This is a genomic window from Tamaricihabitans halophyticus, from assembly GCF_004340875.1.
In the GTDB taxonomy this organism is placed as follows: Bacteria; Actinomycetota; Actinomycetes; order Mycobacteriales; family Pseudonocardiaceae; genus Tamaricihabitans; species Tamaricihabitans halophyticus.
In genome coordinates, this window is the sequence record NZ_SLXQ01000028.1 from 12,177 (window position 1) to 27,626 (window position 15,450).

General features: G+C 62.7%; 22 protein-coding genes. 8 read left to right on the forward strand and 14 right to left on the reverse strand.

Annotation, left to right across the window (positions count from 1 at the left end; translation table 11 throughout):
• Positions 1 to 70 precede the first annotated feature (70 nt).
• The 7 genes from EV191_RS29050 to EV191_RS29080 form a co-directional block, all read right to left on the reverse strand.
• Positions 71 to 1,345, reverse strand: coding sequence for a benzoate/H(+) symporter BenE family transporter (locus tag EV191_RS29050; protein WP_132881211.1), 1,275 nt, complete (start codon positions 1,343 to 1,345; stop codon positions 71 to 73).
• Positions 1,346 to 1,551: 206 nt separating this feature from the next.
• Positions 1,552 to 2,064, reverse strand: coding sequence for a flavin reductase family protein (locus tag EV191_RS29055; RefSeq protein WP_243659321.1), 513 nt, complete (start codon positions 2,062 to 2,064; stop codon positions 1,552 to 1,554).
• 10 nt (positions 2,065 to 2,074) lie between these two features.
• Positions 2,075 to 2,431: a cupin domain-containing protein gene (locus EV191_RS29060; RefSeq protein WP_132881214.1), complete on the reverse strand. Its 357-nt coding sequence runs from the start codon at positions 2,429 to 2,431 to the stop codon at positions 2,075 to 2,077.
• On the reverse strand, positions 2,428 to 3,900 hold the full coding sequence (locus EV191_RS29065; RefSeq protein ID WP_132881215.1) for a 4-hydroxyphenylacetate 3-hydroxylase family protein: 1,473 nt from the start codon (positions 3,898 to 3,900) through the stop codon (positions 2,428 to 2,430). The genes EV191_RS29060 and EV191_RS29065 overlap by 4 nt, the downstream gene beginning before the upstream one ends.
• Positions 3,900 to 4,577 carry a DUF2848 family protein gene (locus EV191_RS29070; RefSeq protein ID WP_132881217.1) on the reverse strand — a complete coding sequence of 226 codons (678 nt, stop codon included), beginning with the start codon at positions 4,575 to 4,577 and terminating at the stop codon, positions 3,900 to 3,902. Before EV191_RS29070 ends, EV191_RS29065 begins: the two co-directional genes overlap by 1 nt.
• A gap of 71 nt (positions 4,578 to 4,648) precedes the next feature.
• Positions 4,649 to 5,446, reverse strand: a complete 798-nt coding sequence (locus EV191_RS29075) for a nitrilase-related carbon-nitrogen hydrolase (RefSeq protein ID WP_132881219.1) — start codon at positions 5,444 to 5,446, stop codon at positions 4,649 to 4,651.
• A gap of 108 nt (positions 5,447 to 5,554) precedes the next feature.
• Positions 5,555 to 6,538, reverse strand: coding sequence for an AraC family transcriptional regulator (locus EV191_RS29080; RefSeq protein WP_132881220.1), 984 nt, complete (start codon positions 6,536 to 6,538; stop codon positions 5,555 to 5,557).
• A gap of 190 nt (positions 6,539 to 6,728) precedes the next feature.
• Between EV191_RS29080 and EV191_RS29085 the strand changes: the two genes are divergently transcribed.
• Both EV191_RS29085 and EV191_RS30875 read left to right on the forward strand, forming a co-directional pair.
• On the forward strand, positions 6,729 to 7,679 hold the full coding sequence (locus tag EV191_RS29085) for an esterase/lipase family protein (protein ID WP_132881222.1): 951 nt from the start codon (positions 6,729 to 6,731) through the stop codon (positions 7,677 to 7,679).
• A gap of 61 nt (positions 7,680 to 7,740) precedes the next feature.
• A complete protein-coding gene (locus tag EV191_RS30875) occupies positions 7,741 to 7,863 on the forward strand; it encodes a hypothetical protein (RefSeq protein ID WP_279388479.1) in 123 nt (40 codons plus the stop codon).
• 161 nt (positions 7,864 to 8,024) lie between these two features.
• Here the strand turns inward: EV191_RS30875 and EV191_RS29090 are convergent, their stop codons facing one another.
• The 4 genes from EV191_RS29090 to EV191_RS29105 all read right to left on the reverse strand — a co-directional run bounded on the left by EV191_RS29090 (position 8,025) and on the right by EV191_RS29105 (position 9,839).
• Positions 8,025 to 8,294: a metal-sensitive transcriptional regulator gene (locus tag EV191_RS29090; RefSeq protein ID WP_132881224.1), complete on the reverse strand. Its 270-nt coding sequence runs from the start codon at positions 8,292 to 8,294 to the stop codon at positions 8,025 to 8,027.
• Positions 8,295 to 8,524: 230 nt separating this feature from the next.
• A complete protein-coding gene (locus EV191_RS29095; RefSeq protein ID WP_132881226.1) occupies positions 8,525 to 9,118 on the reverse strand; it encodes a mycothiol-dependent nitroreductase Rv2466c family protein in 594 nt (197 codons plus the stop codon).
• On the reverse strand, positions 9,115 to 9,528 hold the full coding sequence (locus EV191_RS29100) for a DUF302 domain-containing protein (protein ID WP_132881227.1): 414 nt from the start codon (positions 9,526 to 9,528) through the stop codon (positions 9,115 to 9,117). Before EV191_RS29100 ends, EV191_RS29095 begins: the two co-directional genes overlap by 4 nt.
• Before the next feature lie 41 nt (positions 9,529 to 9,569).
• Complete coding sequence (locus tag EV191_RS29105) at positions 9,570 to 9,839, reverse strand: hypothetical protein (protein WP_132881229.1); 270 nt, start codon at positions 9,837 to 9,839, stop codon at positions 9,570 to 9,572.
• 1,186 nt (positions 9,840 to 11,025) lie between these two features.
• Here EV191_RS29105 and EV191_RS29115 point away from each other — a divergent pair.
• Complete coding sequence (locus EV191_RS29115; RefSeq protein WP_207894842.1) at positions 11,026 to 11,268, forward strand: hypothetical protein; 243 nt, start codon at positions 11,026 to 11,028, stop codon at positions 11,266 to 11,268.
• Positions 11,269 to 11,273: 5 nt separating this feature from the next.
• Entirely contained in the window at positions 11,274 to 11,546 is a 273-nt protein-coding gene (locus tag EV191_RS29120; protein ID WP_207894844.1) for a hypothetical protein, read from the forward strand.
• Positions 11,547 to 11,607: 61 nt separating this feature from the next.
• Here the strand turns inward: EV191_RS29120 and EV191_RS29125 are convergent, their stop codons facing one another.
• From EV191_RS29125 to EV191_RS29135, 3 genes are all read right to left on the reverse strand, one after another.
• On the reverse strand, positions 11,608 to 12,237 hold the full coding sequence (locus EV191_RS29125; protein ID WP_132881233.1) for a 2'-5' RNA ligase family protein: 630 nt from the start codon (positions 12,235 to 12,237) through the stop codon (positions 11,608 to 11,610).
• A gap of 8 nt (positions 12,238 to 12,245) precedes the next feature.
• Complete coding sequence (locus EV191_RS31050) at positions 12,246 to 13,601, reverse strand: NsdA family TPR-like regulatory protein (protein ID WP_132881235.1); 1,356 nt, start codon at positions 13,599 to 13,601, stop codon at positions 12,246 to 12,248.
• Between the two features lie 127 nt (positions 13,602 to 13,728).
• Complete coding sequence (locus tag EV191_RS29135) at positions 13,729 to 14,076, reverse strand: GntR family transcriptional regulator (RefSeq protein ID WP_243659322.1); 348 nt, start codon at positions 14,074 to 14,076, stop codon at positions 13,729 to 13,731.
• A gap of 116 nt (positions 14,077 to 14,192) precedes the next feature.
• On the opposite strand from EV191_RS29135, the gene EV191_RS29140 reads away from it, so the two are divergent.
• The 4 genes from EV191_RS29140 (at position 14,193) to EV191_RS29155 (ending at position 15,449) form a co-directional block, all read left to right on the forward strand.
• Entirely contained in the window at positions 14,193 to 14,465 is a 273-nt protein-coding gene (locus tag EV191_RS29140) for a hypothetical protein (RefSeq protein WP_132881236.1), read from the forward strand.
• A gap of 202 nt (positions 14,466 to 14,667) precedes the next feature.
• A complete protein-coding gene (locus EV191_RS29145) occupies positions 14,668 to 14,883 on the forward strand; it encodes a hypothetical protein (RefSeq protein WP_132881238.1) in 216 nt (71 codons plus the stop codon).
• A 36-nt stretch (positions 14,884 to 14,919) separates the two neighbouring features.
• A complete protein-coding gene (locus tag EV191_RS29150) occupies positions 14,920 to 15,141 on the forward strand; it encodes a hypothetical protein (RefSeq protein WP_132881239.1) in 222 nt (73 codons plus the stop codon).
• Entirely contained in the window at positions 15,138 to 15,449 is a 312-nt protein-coding gene (locus tag EV191_RS29155) for a hypothetical protein (RefSeq protein ID WP_132881241.1), read from the forward strand. Before EV191_RS29150 ends, EV191_RS29155 begins: the two co-directional genes overlap by 4 nt.
• Position 15,450 lies beyond the last annotated feature (1 nt).

Below are 15,450 nucleotides of genomic sequence, written 5' to 3' on the forward strand. Positions count from 1 at the left end.
ATTGGGACACCGTCATCCGGAAGCGATAGATCGCTGTACCACGTGCGTTGATTCGCTCGGCGCGAGGAAGTCAGTTACGCGAACCTTCCTTGAAATCGTCGAACTCGAGGACGAGTGACGTGCCCACGCCGGCGAGGAGGGCCCAGAACGGGCTGGAAATGCCGAGGATGGTGACATCGCCCATGGCGACAACGAGGGCGATCAAGGCGCCGAGCTTGTAGCGTCCCTCGGTGAACGCGCCCCGGAAGGCGATGATGAGGACACCGAACATCGCCAGCCCGGCGACGGTGGAGATGAGTTCACTCGGAAGCGCGATGACCAGCCCCACGGCGATGCTGGCAAAGAAACCGAACAGCACAAAGATGACGCCGTTCACGACGGCTGCGGCATAACGACGGCTGTGGTGCGAACCGGCTTGATCTGAGCCGCAGATGGCGGTCATCGGGCCGGCGATGCTGGCGTTGTGACCGCCGAATCCAGAAACGAGGAGGCTGGCGGCTCCGCTGACCACGGTGATGTTGTTGACCGGGGGACGGTACTTCTCGGCGATGAGGACGCCCATGGATTGAATGTTTTCCGCCTGGATCACCAGAGCGAGTGGGATTCCCACCCCCAACATGGTCAGTGGGTTGAAGTCCACGCCGACCCACGTCGGCAAGGCGAGGTCGGCGTCGATCTGAGCCGAGGCGAATGAGTTGGTGAGAACGGCCGCGACGATGCCGAATGCGAGGGCGCCGATCACTCCGGGGACTGCCTTCACGAAGCGACTCAGCAACAGGAATCCGACTACGGCGGCACCGACCAGGAAGGGTCGAGTTTCAGCGGCGCCGATGATGTTGAGCGCGTACTTGAACAAGACGCCACCGATCATGGCCATCAGGATCGGCATGGGGAGCCACCGCACCAGGGTGCGGACGAAGCCGGAGAGTCCCAGGAGTAACACCAGAACGCTGGCGGTGAGATAGGCGCCGACCATCTCCGGCAACGAGTGATCGGCCAGGCTGGACACGGCCAACGCGGCAGCGGGAATGCTCCAAGCACCGACGATGGGTTGCTTGTAGTACAGCGCCATGACCAGTGAGATGAACCCACCGACCAGGTAGACCGTGCTGACCCACGACACCGTTTGCGCGGTGGTCAGTCCTGCGTCGGTGGCACCGTTGACCACGATCAGCGCGGGGCCGGTGCAGCCGAATACCGCCGCGACGACACCGGCGCCGATCGTCGAGATGTCGAGGGAACGCGGAAGTCCTCGCAGTCCAGCACGGTAACCTGGGCCGCGCTCGATGAGCCGCTCGGGCTTGTCAGAGCCACCGATCTGGTGGTCTTCAACATTCTGGGACATATCTGATCCCTATCGTCAGACCGCACCCCGTGAGTGCAGGTCACCTGATTCGGAGAGCACCGACACGTCCCTCTCAGTGGCTTCGGTGCGGTGGCGGGGAAACGCGCGGCGCGAGGGAGAACCGAGACGCCGGCTTCGCTAACAGGCGCGTCGGGGGTGGCCACGAGCCCGCGCCGAGCCGGTGACCCGGCTCGGCGCTAGCACGATCAGAAGAACCAGTGCTCGGGTTCGGCACCGTGCGGCGTAACGTCACTGAAGCGACCTTGATAGAACCCGAGCGGTTCGCCATCTCGGGTGCACACATCGGTCACCTTGCCGAAGAACACCGTGTGATCGCCGGCCTCCACGGTTTGGCCGAGCGCACAGTCGAGGTGGGCCAAGGCATTCGGTACCACCGGAACACTATGGTCGCCGTACTCCAGACCAAGCCCGCTGAAATGGTCCTCGCCGCGTTGTGCGAACCGCATGGCGATCGGCTGTTGCCGTTGCGACAGAAGGTTGACGACGAAGCGTCCCGAGGCGCTGACCGCCGCGGCGCTACGCGCTCCGTGGTTGAAGCACACCAGTAGTAGCGGCGGATCCAGCGACACCGACGTCAACGAGTTCAAGGTCATGCCATGGGGAATTCCATCGGACTCAGTGGTAATGACGGCAACGCCGGTGGCGAAACGCCCCATGGTCTGACGCATCGTGGTGGAGTCAACCAGTTGCGAAGTCACGACGCTTATCTCACCGCTCCGCCGGCGCCGGGTACCGGACCTCGTAGGTGGTCACGCCTTCCTCGGAGCGCCACGGTCCATGGGGCATACCCGGTGGCCGGCAGGCGAACTGGCCGGCATAGAAGGTCTGGCCCAGTGTCAGGTCGGTGAAGGATCCCTCGATGATGTAGACCTCTTCCCAGAACTCGTGTTTCTGCACCCCCAGCGGCGTCGAGTCGGCACCTGGTTCGTAGCGCAGGATCCGCGTGGCGACGCCGGTCGTCGGGTCGGTGGCGAGGACCCGTTCCTTGATCAGCGGGTCGTCGCCAGGGCACAGGGTGTAGTCGACGTCGGTGATATCGGTGAATTCGATCGCTGGCTTACTCATCGTGCTGCCTCCGTGCCATGGGTGCTGTAGCTTGCAAGGAAGTCGTTGACCTCGGCGAGCGGCTGGTCATAGCCGTAGTTGCGATAGGCGTAGCCCTTCACGACAAAAGGCGCGCCGGCGTAGAAGAGTTCGTACTGCTGGTGTCGACCGGCGAACTCCGAACCGATGGCGTCCCAGACCAGCTTGAACAGTTTGATCCGCTCCTCGGCGGGTGTGCCGGGGCTGCCGACGTAGCGGTCCATGTGCCCTCGGGTCGCCTCGTTCCGCAACTCCGCGACACTTGCGGGCAATTGCAGGACACCACCGCCGGCAAGGTCGCGCAGGATCCCGATTACGCGCGGGTGGATCTCGGACTGAAGCCCCATGGCCCCGTACAGCGCACGGGCTCCGGGACGGAACAGTCCCTGGTCGTCGCTTTCGGCGGCGTGCTCGGCGGCCAGCACACCCGACTCGACGATGGACACGAGGCTAGCCAACTCACCCAGCTTCTCCACTACGCCGGGGAACTTCTCGACGCCGTTGACCTCGGCTACCTTGTGTGCCAGCCCGGCCATGAAACGCAGCTTCGTGGCGAACCGGATCTGGGCCTGCCAGTTTCCGAGAACGTGCGCGCCGGTACCAAAGAACTGCTGGCGTAAGCCAGGCACATCCTTGTAAACGAAGACGTTCTCCCAGGGAATGAAGACCTTGTCGAACACCAGAAGCGCGTCGGTTTCGTCGTAGCGTGAAGTGAGCGGGTAGTCATACTCACTACTGGCCACAGGTGCATAGGGGCGCCGGCAGTACAACGTGAGCCCGTCGGTGTCGACCGGAACGGTGAAGCTGACCGCGAAGTCCTCATCTTGAGCCTGCAGGGGCTTGATGCACGAGACCAGGATCTCGTCGGCCACCGCGGCCCCGGTCGCGAGCATCTGCGCGCCCTGCACAATGATGCCGTCGGGCCGCTCCTCCGCCACGCCAACCTGGATGAAGTCTCCTTCCCAGGCATGCTCCGTGGTCGTACGAGAGGCCTGTGGCGGGATGATCGCGTAGGAGACGTACAGGTCGTTCTCGACCACTCGGCGATGAAAAGCGCGAACGTTCTCGGCCAGGTCCTTTCCCGGCCCGCGGTCGTCCGCGAATGCCTCTGGGTGGCGGGAAAAGGCAGCCACGAAGGCGCCCACGTGGTCGGGCGAACGCCCCACAAAGCCATGGGTCTCGGTGGCCCACAGCTGGGCGGCCCGCCGGTAGTCCGTCAACTCACCGGCGTCTCGTGGCGGTAGAAAGAGTCGATTGACAGCGCGCCCAGTCGCCGGATCCTCGGCCTGCATGTTGTTGGCGGGGTCAGCGGCCAGGTCGAAGAGGCGCCCGATCGTATGGGCGATCGGCGAGAAGGCGGGGTGTTCGACGACGTTCTTGACCGGCTCACCGTCGACGACGACGCGGCGGCCGTCCTCGAGTGAAGCCAGGTAGTCGGTACTAGTGCGCACTAGTTCTTCCTTACTGAAGCGGTGTAGGTAAGTTCGACGGCAGGCTGTCCAGGGGACTGGAGGTTCATTCGCCATTCCCGGCCGAACCGGAACTCTCCGTCGATGAGCGGCATCGTCCCTCCGAAAAGGACCATCGAGTCGCTGCTGGCGCCGGTGGATTCCCATATGGCAAGGACTTGGGCGATGGGAAGCAGTTGGGCGAGCGTGCCGTCCTGGTAGAGCTCATCGTCCAGCCAGGAAGCGACGGTGATCTCGTCCCAGGGAATCGACTCCGCCCGCCCGCCCAGATCGATGACGGTGTCGGCGATCGGCTTCGGACAGGCACCCTTGGAAGCCTTGATGTCGTGACGCTCCAACGCCCGGTCGGTGTGGTCGCTGCCGACCGTCAAGTAGTAACGCCCGTCGCTCCGGATCAGGACGGGCTCGACTTCACCCGAGGTCTGCTCCCCTGCCACCTCGACGTCCTCAGCCACGGTCAGCAGGTCAGCATCCAACTCGTAGAACGCGGGGACGCTGTCTGGTTCGGGCACGCCGATGGCCGCAAGTTCCTCGATGTGGTGCCGGACGGCGTTCTGGTCCCTTCCGGTATAGCCGGCAACGACAAGACGGCTGGGCGTCACCTGCACCGACTCGCCCTCGACGGTGCGTAGTCGGAGCGTGGTTGGTGTGCGAGCCATGACTCTCCTTGACTGTGTGAGCAACGTGCGGGAATGGGAAGAGCGCGGACCGAAAACCCGCTGGTGTGGTGCTATACGACGGGCACCGGCCAGCGCCGGTCCGCGAGTGCGGAGAATTCGGCGCGTGTCTTTCGAGGAAGGGCGGGATCAACGTCGACGTAGGTGAAGCCTTGCTCCGTACCCGCTTCGACGAGAACCTCGCCGGTTGGCGCCACTACTCGACTGTGACCGCCGAGCGCGACGCCGTGCTGTTCGCCGACGGCGTTGCACGCGATCAGGGTGGCCTGCTGCTCGACGGCACGGACCGAGGTGAACAACCGCCAATGCTCCAGCCTGGCCGCCGGCCATGCCGCGCATACGATCAGCTGTTCGGCCCCTTCATCCACAAGGCTGCGGAACAGCTCGGGGAAACGCAGGTCGTAACAGGTGGTGATGCCCGAGGTGGACGCGGCGACCCGACCGACACCGAGCTGATCGCCAGCGGTGAGCAGCTCCGACTCCTGCGAGCCGTAGCCGAACAGGTGTACTTTGCGATATGCGGTGACGACGGCCCCGTCCGGAGCGACGACCGCCGAGGTGTTGTAGAGGCGTCCATCGGCACCGGCCTCTACGAAGCTTCCGAGATGGACGAACAGGTCGAAGGCGCGCGCAGCCGCGCGTGCGGTCGCCAATGTGGATCCGTCAAACGGTTCGGCGCGGGATGCATACTCGGCGAACGAGAAGTATCCGGCGGTCCACATCTCCGGGAGCACGAGCAAGTCGGTGTCGCGGAGATCGTGCTCCGCCTCGAGCATGCCGGTGACTCGAGTGACCCGGTCCTCGACGGACTCCTCGCCGGGACTGGCGAGTTGAAGGAGGGCGATCTGCATGGCACAACCCTGGCGCGCTGCCAGGCATACCGATATCGGATGGACGCCACGTCATACTCGGAATCGCGCAAGCGCGAACGCTGAGGAAACGAACGAATCGACGTCGGATCAGGGGCGCGCCGTCAGAAGCTTCGAGGGCGTGATGCCGTAGCGACGCCGAAAGGCGGTGCCGAATTCACCGAGGTGGAAGAAGCCGCATCGGTAGGCGATGTCGGTGACCGACAATCCGGGTTGCGCTGCGGTCAACAGCGCATGCGCGCGCTCCAGGCGCTGTTCCCGGAGCCATCGCAACGGCGAGGTACCCACCTCGCGCCGGAACGTCTGCTGCAGGGTGCGGACGCTCGTGTCGCAGGCCTCCGCGACGGTCGTGACACTCAGCGGTTCGCTCAGCCGGTCCAGCATGAATTCCATTGCCTGGCGTACACGCGACGAGTTTGGCCGACCGTGACTGGTGTTGTTCCTGGGCGTCCGGTCGTTCGGCTGAGTCATGAGCAGCGTCTCGAGAATCAATTGCTCGAGCTGCCACACCAATTGCGGGCGATGGTCGGCAACCTCGGAATCGGCCAGGCTCATGGCCGATTCCAGTAGGCCGTGGAGTGCCACCACGCTCGGCGCGAGGGCGACGGCGAAATCGACGGACCCGACCTCGCCGGTCAACGCCGACGCGATCGACTCGACTCGATCGCGGTCGAGTCGCACGACCAGCTGATCCCAGCCTGGGTCGAAATCGAACGCGAACTCTCGATGAGGGCCGATGATGACGCCTCGGTTGGGCGAAGCGGTCGCGACGTCGTTTCCGTAGCGAAAGGTGCCGTGGCCGGACAGGGGAAGGGTGAGCAGATAGTCATCGAGCGCACCGTTGTCGGAACTGACGGTGACCTCAGTGCCGTAGCGAAGCCGATTGACCGAGGTGTCCTGCATGCGGACATGCACCAACCTGGTGGCGAGGCTCGCGCTTCCGGTCTTCACCGTCAGAGAGTGCGGGCGCAGCGTTCCGGTGCAGGCATCAACAGTCTGTCCGGCGTCATCGACATCGTTCAAGATCGCGCGGCCGCGATGCTCCGTGAGCTGCGCTAGCGACGGGACACTCATCTCATCACCCCATCAGCAAGCGAGCAATCCGTGTCCGGTGCTTCAGTCTTTTGGGCAGCTATCGTGTTCGATGTCGCGCCCCGCGTCAACGGACGCGGGGACATGAGCGCCGCACGGCCTTGGCGTAACCACCTTTGCAACGCTGTCGTTACCGGATTGGTTACGTTCCCTACGCCAAGGGCAGTGTCACATGCGGCGGATCGGGCTTGCGACGGTACTCGCTGCGATGGTCAGTGTGCTGACGCCAGGGACGGCCAACGCACAGGAGGAACCGCTGCCTGTGCCGTACAACCTCTACCCCGCGGCGGCGGCAGCGGAGCTGACCAACCCCGGTGCGCCGCCACCCGGGGCCAACGAGTGGAACTGCCAGCCGACCGCGGAGCGCCCGTACCCGGTGGTGCTACTGCATGGCCTGTTCGTGAACCAGACGATGAACTTCCAGACCATCTCACCCCTGCTGAAAAACGATGGATTCTGTGTGTTCAGCACGACGTATGGGCTGTATGGCGGAGAGACTTTCCCGTTGAACCAGATCGCGGCGCGCGCATCGATCGAACGCAGCGGCGGCGAAGTCAGCGAATTCGTGGACAAGGTCCTTGCCAGGACTGGCGCGAAAAAGGTCGACATTGTCGGGCATTCCGAGGGCGGGGTGGTCGGCGCCGAGTACGTCAAGCACCACGGTGGCGATACGAAGGTGAATAAGCTCGCCAGCCTTGGCTCCCCTCTTCGAGGCACTGACCCGTTCTTCGTGGCGAGATTGGTGAACGCGCTGAAGGGATTTGGGCTGAACTGGCTCGTTGATGGGGTGACCGAGGAGTCGTGTCAGGCATGCATCGATGTGCTCGAAGGTTCTGCCTTCCTACGGAATCTCAACGAGGGCGGAGTCGCCGTTGACTCGGTGGAATACCTCAACATCGCGAGTAACTACGATCAGGCTGTCTGGCCATCCACCAGCGGTTTCATCGACGACTCTCCCGGTGTGGACAATGTCGAGAACATGCTGATGCAGAATGAGTGCGGGCAGGATTTCGGCGACCACCTCAAGATGGCGGCCAACTTCAATCTCGTACACCGGGTCGCGAACTTCCTCAACCCGAGTCATCCGGTGCCACCGTGCCGGTTTGTCGCTCCAGTGCCCTGACTCGACCGCCTCGGCGACACTCCCTCACCCCTTCACTCCAAGATTCTCTTACCTGCCCACCATGAACGCCATCTTCGGCACCGCGCGCATCGGGGCCGAAGTGTGGCTGCGGAGCCTGGCCTTCGCGGTCGCCGCCAGCCTGGTGGTCGCGGTGGACAAGCGACTGCGGCGAGGACGCGCATGACCGCCGTGGATACTGCTCCTGGTGTGCCTTACTTGCGTGGTCCGTGGCTCGCGCCGGATTCCGGGCGAATGCGACACGAGCATATGGCATTGGACCTGCGTTGTTGGCCAACCACGTAATCTGTTCGGTTCCTCAGTGGCTACCAGCCAGCAGGTGACGAGTCAGGCGAGGGCGAGGAACAGCTTTTCGAGTTCCTCCTCGGTCATGGCTTCGATCTCGTCGTCATTGTCGGTTGTGAGGCACTCGCGTAGACCACTGGCGATGATCTTGAATCCGGCGCGGTCGAGGGCGCGGGAGACAGCGGCGAGCTGCGTGACGACATCTTTGCAGTCGCGTCCCTCGTCGATCATGGCGATGACGCCGGCTAGCTGACCGTGTGCGCGGCGCAGGCGGTTACGTACCTGGGTGACGGTGTCCTGATCGCTGATCATGCTGTTCTCCCTGCCTGTCCGAGAAGTGACAGTACACCTGTCGTCGGTTCACGGCGTCGGTTTGCTTCGTGTCCACGGCCATCGTCGTGACGATCTCGCCTCACGGGGGTGTCCGTCACACCATTGCGCTGCGGGCACGGCCGCCTTGACCTGGGCGACGTGCATCCCACAGCCGGCCCAGGTGGTCTTACCGCAGACGCGACAGGTCCTAGTGCGACACATAGCCACCCTCATCCTTTCGGCATGGCCGGAGCCCCGGCACGGGGGCGCCGGATCTCGGCGAAGCTGGGCACCGCGGCCACAGTGGATAACGCGTCGAACAACGCTCGACCCTGCGCCGGAGTAGGCAGCTCGGTCAGCACTGGCCCGAAGAAGGCGTGTCCGTCGATCGAGAGGATCGGACTGCCGCCCGGTTCGCTCAGCGCATCCTGGCTGGCTTGGTGGGCGACCCGGACCGCTGCGTCCTGCTCAGATGAGTCCGCCGTGTCGGCGAGTTCGTGCGGCAGGTCGGCCTCGGCCAGTGCCGCACGCAGCAGCTCCGCGTCTACGGACCTGTTCCGCTCGTGGATCGACCGGGCCAATGACACGTGAAAGGCGGTGGCGGCCTGAGGGACGTCGATCGCCGCGCGCACGCGGCCCACGCGCCGCGAATCCTCGATCCTGCGCCGATGGGCAGGATCGACCTGCCGGCCGTCGTTGAGTACCGCGAGACTCATCTGCCGTAGCTCGGGCTGTTGTCCGTCAGGCAGGCAATCGGCCAGCCACCGGTAGGCCAGCCAGGCGAAGGGGCAGACCGGGTCCGCATACAGCACCACCTCGGTCATCCTGCCAACTCCTTGTCCAGTGCCGCCAGCGCCGACTCCAGTCGCACGGTAGCTTCCCCCGCTACCGCCGCTAGTCCATCGTCGGGCACGACCTGCACCATCACCGCCGGGTTGATGACTTCCACCACCGTCAACGACTCGTCGTCGACGTCCTGCCGCACCACGACATTGCACGGCAGTAGCAGCCCGATCTCCCGAGTCGCCGCCAGCGCTCGGTGCGCCAGCGGCGGATTGCACGCGCCGAGGATCACATAAGGCTCCATCGACTCACCGAGCTTCTCCCGCAACGTCTCCTGCACGTCGATTTCGGTCAGTACTCCGAAACCAGCATCCGCCAACACCGCGCGTACCCGCGCTACGACCTGGTCGAACCCCGCACCCCGATACGAGCGCGACAAACCCAGCTCCATCTCAACCTCGTTCCTTTCGATGCCCCTGGGGGTATAGGGTATCATATACCCCCAGGGGCATTAATTTTGCTCGGGACACCGACCGAAGCACCCAAGCGACGCCGCTGGGATCCAGGCGTCCAGCACGACCCAGCCCCTGTCCTGCGCGACAACGGGTTCAGATCGAGCTCGGCGATCTCCGGGACGAGCTCGGCAAGCCGGACGATCCGCAGCACGATGTCGCGGACCGCGTCAATGGCCACACCACACTCGTAGAGGGTGTCCGCCGAGCGAATCGAGTGCAGCTTGTCGTCGACGACGGCCGGTGTCACATCACCAGTGCCGTGGGCTTACTGTGCGCGGCCAGCGCGAATCTGCCGGGTTTGGGCAGGTAATAGGCCCCTGATCGTCGTAGCCCGACCATTCCTGCCCATTCGTCGTCATACACAAGGGCACGCTCTTACTGACTATGCGCTGGGCACACGCATCAGTGAATTGGGCCAGTTCGCTGTATCGGGCGTGGTCCAGCTCAGTAGCGACCACGAGCGCCGGATCGCGAGGGATGGCGACTTGACCTAAGGCGCGGGCGTGCCACCACACTCCGGAAACACCGCACCTACGCCGTGACCTCCGGAGTATTGCTGGTGATCAGCGCGTCACGGTCGGCGATGCTGATACGAGGCGCATGGCTGGACATGGGATCTGTTCTTTTCTGGAATCAGAGGGGCGCTGTCGGGTGAGCTGGCTGAATTCCGTGTGTTTGGGCGGGTTTTTCAAACGGGGCCACACCCGGTGTCAGAACCTTGGCACTGGTCGCTCCAGTACGACGCCAGGGCTCGCGGGTATCGCGAGGAACCGCTCTAGAGAATCTCCAGCGACACCACAGATCGCATCGCGGCAACGTCGCCGGTCCATTCCGCCTCACGCCGTGGCAGCGGCATCGGTGGGCACTCGGGTTCGGGCTCCCCACGAGCAGGATCGGCGATATGTAGCGCCACGCTGTCGTCGCACCCTGCGGCTCCCGGCCTGGGCATTTACTCCGCACCTATAGAGAGCAGGGACTGTTTCAGGATTGGTGGGTTCAGGTTACGCAGTTGTCCTGAGACGTCACAATCAACGCCACCATCGGCGAACTCCTCCGCGAGCTCACCGTCGCCCCCACCCGCGACTACCAGCCCACCGGCAAACTACCAGGACCAACCCCAAAAAAACAAAACGGCCGAACCCCAACAACGAGAGTTCAGCCGTTTCCGATGTCTTGAGACATCACACCGTCGGGACGGCGGGATTCGAACCCACGACCCCTTGACCCCCAGGCACCTTACACATGCAAAACACCAGGTCAGACGGCGTTCGGGATAGTCACGCAACGGCTACCGACGTGCATGTATGTCCATCACCGTACGGGGAGATTGTCACGCAGTTAGTCGGTCAGCGGGAAGCTCGCTGGCTTGCTGCCAGTTGCCGCCCAGAGCAAGTTACCTTGCTGCCCCTAATGCGGCAAGGTAACTTGGAATCGTGCACCTGTCAGACCCGGTGATCCTGCCCAGCGCACGCCGTCACGGGATAGCCGACGACGACATCCTGCATGCCTACCGCAACCCGATCAGTGCATGGGAGATGGATGAAGGGATGACCATGCTGGTTGGCCCGGACACAGCGGCACGAACGCTGGAGATCGGCGTCGTGGACAGCGAAGAGGGGCCGGTCATCGTCCATGCCATGCGCGCCCGAGCGAAATTTCTTCAGAGGAGGAGGTGACCACGATGCCACGCAGCATGCAGGAGATCATCGATCAAGCCGACGAACTGGCTAGCCGATTCGAGTCCTACAGTCCGGCCCCAGATGACGAGCGCGACGCGCGTCCGCTGGAATCACTGCGTTCAGCCGTCGCCAAGAGAGCAGCGGCAGAAACCGCAATCGTGCAAGCAGTCGGCGAAGCGAGAGACGCCGGCTACTCCTGGGCAGGGATCGGCGCATTACTCGGCACATCAGGCGAGGCAGCCCGCCAGCGCTACGCACAAGCGGTTACGCACTGACAGCATGGGGAGTGGGCACATATTGGCGCCTCCCTGTAACACGCAGACACCCATTGGAGAATCAGCCTGACAGACGCGCCGATCCAATTGGGTGCCAGTCCCAACGGCGCTCAGCACCTTGCTGATCTACTAAAGTTACTTCATCAATGGTTACGGGGCAGACTGGTGTCTGAGTCCCTAGGGCTTGGATGATCGGCTCCGCAGGTTGCGACGTTGTACTGTATCCGATCGTGACGTGCGGAACCCATGAATCAGCACCGCCAGTCACACCTTCATCGCGTCCAATGACCGAACGTGTGGCATCTTGCACCGCTTGACGGATTGGCTCAAGATCGTCGTTTCTCTGAATGCCCAGCATGATGGCCTCAGGGTGGTAAAGAATACGTCCAAATGTGACGTCGACTGGCGGTATATATTTAAATCTCTCTGCCGCAGAGTCCAGCATCGATCCGGCTGCGTCAGTGGCGATCTCGTTTGTCGATCCAGCTACTAATATTGTCATATGCAGCCATTCAGGCGGCGTCAGGTGAATACCTTCAAAATCCCGAAGCCTGGATTGCACATCTTGTGCTATATCCCGCAACGATAGGTTCTCACCAAGAAGCACATGCCAGTACAACTTTCCTTCACCGGCACGCGGCTCGGAACGATTTTTCCATCTATCAATGAGGTTTGCCGGAAACGGTGACATAGCCCTCCTTATGCTTGCGCTCCGAAGTGAAATTCCCTGATGGATCGCCTTAGTTCAGACGCTATGGAGCTGTCTCGAAAATATTGCTCACTTAATTTTCGATCGACGTTCTCTGTATATCCAGTCACGGTGGCCACACGCAGCTCAGGGTCTAGATCCATGACTTGTCGGATCTGCTCCGCGGCGCCGTCCAAGTCGCCATTCAACAGATGAGCCAGCCCAGCACCAAGTCGAACCTGAGCCCAAGTCGCAGGCACACGAGGCGCACCAGCTGCCCAGCACTGATCTGCTGTAGCTGCTGCCCTCAACGCGGCATCGTGGTCACCGGTGTGAGTTGCCACCGAGAGCGCAAACACCGCCTGCCTGGCGAGCGGAAATGACCAAGCAGACATCCCAGAGTCATCAGGTGGCTGCACCTGCTCATCCGCTACGCCCTCAGCTCGCTGAAGCGCCTGTCGCGCCCTTTGAACATCGCCAAGCAAGGCAGCAGCATTCGCCTCTTGATAAGCGAGCTGAATCCTGATCGGATCAGAGTTGCTACTGGTAAAACCTCGCTGCGCAAAGTCTGCGGACTCGGCAAACCTACCCTGCCACCTGGCTGTTTTCGCCTGCACTGTCCATGCCTTTGATTCACTGGTGCCCGCTTCTTGAGCACACAACAAGGAGGCTTCGCCGTAATGCATTGCCCTCTCATTCCGACCTAGGTCGCCCAGCAATAGGCATACGTGCGCTAGCAGGTCGGCTTCTATGCGCACTAGTTCTCGCGTTTGTCTTAGTCGGTGTCTACGACCTTGCAATAGACTTTTTGTCTCGTGGTGCAATCGCATTGCATCGTTGAGTGCCCGCTGTGGAGGGAGCTGCGTATGCGCGGCCGCGAGGGAAGTGGCTGCCTGGCTTATACGTTCGATCGTCTGATCGCTGGTATTTGTATCAGTTAGCCACTGACTCAACGGCATCCGCGGGTCGGGCAACGTCAACGCACTCGATATAACGTCGCCATCGGGCCGCGCCAGTTCCTGCATGTCTGGCGGCCAGGAAGTCGCCAGCGAGGCCACCACGGGCAAGCCAAGCGCTTCAGGAGATGTTCGCAGAACGGCAGATAGCTCATCCCGCCAGTCGACCGGGACTACGCGCCCCTTCTCCCAGTCGGTGTACATCCGCTTTAGGCTCGCGGGTTTTGGCGGCGTCTTGCCTCGACTCTCGCGCGCCTTGGCTAAACCGCGACACACATCGCCTTGCGACATCCCCGCTGAGATGCGCGCCCGCTTAAGCGGCGTGACGTCTTTGTCATCAGTACTCAGTGGGGGCACCTCCAACAGGTCGCAATAGTCGCTGGTGAGTGGCTGGTGAGTCGATCGACTCACCAGCCACTCACCAGCGACTCATCTACTCCACGCTCCATTTTTCGCCGAAGCTAGAGGCATGACACAACGAACAGCCACCACGACCGGATACCCGGGAATCGTGTCCCGATCCATGGGCCCGGACGGACTACTGCGTCGTTCCTTGCTCAAGGTTCGTCACCCGATTGGTCAACTCGGTGACAGCCGTACGGAGGCTCACAAGCTCGCCGGCCATCTTGGCGAGATCAGGTTGCAGATCCTCATCATCGTTGGGTATCCCGTTAACGAAGACCCCAACTGCAGGAGTTGTCGCCAGCCAGCCTTCATCCTGAAGCGCCCGCAACGCTCGCTGGGCCGTACCTAGCGAGACGTTGTGCAATTCGGCAACCTGCCGGTTACCCGGAAGCTTGTCACCGGGCCGTAGAGAGCCATTGCGAATCTCTTCACGAACCGTCTCGGCCACACGTTCATAAGAAGCCATTCCGATGCGTTCCACATCCCAAGCATACCCCAACTGACTCATTCCGACATAGGTCACTCTTTTGGGCTAGTGCACACTGACTCGTACTGATATAGATTGCTATATATCGAACCTAAGAACGGGGAACACCGATGAAGTTTGTACGGATCGCGTCTCGCGAGCACAGGACGGCTGTCGAGTTGGCTGAACTGGCGATGTGGGAGCAGGAAGAGGTGGTCTCGCAGGCCGAACGTGCGGAGGCGGAGCAACTAGTAGCCGACGTCTTGGGGTGCTCAGATCAGGAGCGGTTAGACGCCTTGGTGGCTCGGCTCGACGAAGCCGTAGCGACGCCGGATTGCGCCGCGGTCCGACTGTTTCCCGAGCATGCCGGCCGGCGCGCTATCGAGAGTGAGGAGGCGGCGTGATGAGTGCGTTGTCGGAGTTGACGTGTTTGGGGTTGTCGCGTCCGGGTGTGGCTGCGTCGGGTCGTGAGCGGTCGGTGTGGTTTTCCCGGTTGGCGGGTGTGCATGAGCGGTTGGCGGCGGAGTCGTCGGGTGCTGATGCGGCCGCGGAACGCGCGCATGCGGCGCGGTGTCGAGATCAGGCACGCACCGTGGTGGGGGGCTTGTGATGGTGTTGCTGGTGCATGTGATCGCGGCGGGGGTGCTGCTGGTCACGGCGGTATCGAGCGGGTCAGTGCTGGCGTGGATGGCGGCGGGGTTCGCTGTGCTGGCGGCTGTTGCGCAGTTCTTGCTCGCGTTGTCGAAGCCACGTTCTCGTTCTGCGAAGAGTGTGACCACCGAGCGCAGGGTTTTGGTCACTGTTGTTCGTCCGAAACGTTGATTGTCTGTTTGTCCATTGAGGAAAGGAAACCTTGTTATGTCGTTCACACGGTTCTTGGGTTTTGCTGGTCTGTTGGTGGTCGCGATGGTGGTGGCGGCGGGGTTCGGTCCGGAAGCCGCACGGGCCGCCGGGATTGCGGGTTTGGTGGGTCTGGTCGCTCTGGTGGCGGTGGACCTGTCGACCAGCAAGAAGTCCAGCACCCCACGGCAGAAACCGCAGCAGGAGGCACGGCCGGTCGCCACCCGGAGTCGGCGTTGACCAGCGGCAAGTGTTTCGGCCAGGGCCACATGTTGTGGCTGCTGGGCCGGGCTGTTGATCCGAATCAACCACCACATGAGGCGATCAGAGAGATGGATGTTGTGGCTGTCGACGAAGACCCCGGCGAGCCCGATGCCGGCCGGGATAGGCCGATCAGGGTGGTGTTCGAGGAGAACCTGCTGGTGCTGGGACCGGCCAGCAGCGGCAAGTGTGCCTCGGTGTCCCGGGTGAGGATCCCGTACGTGGGGGCCTCGGCAGCCGTCGAGCTGATCCGCGGAATCCACAACGATGCGACGCGAGGGAGGTGAT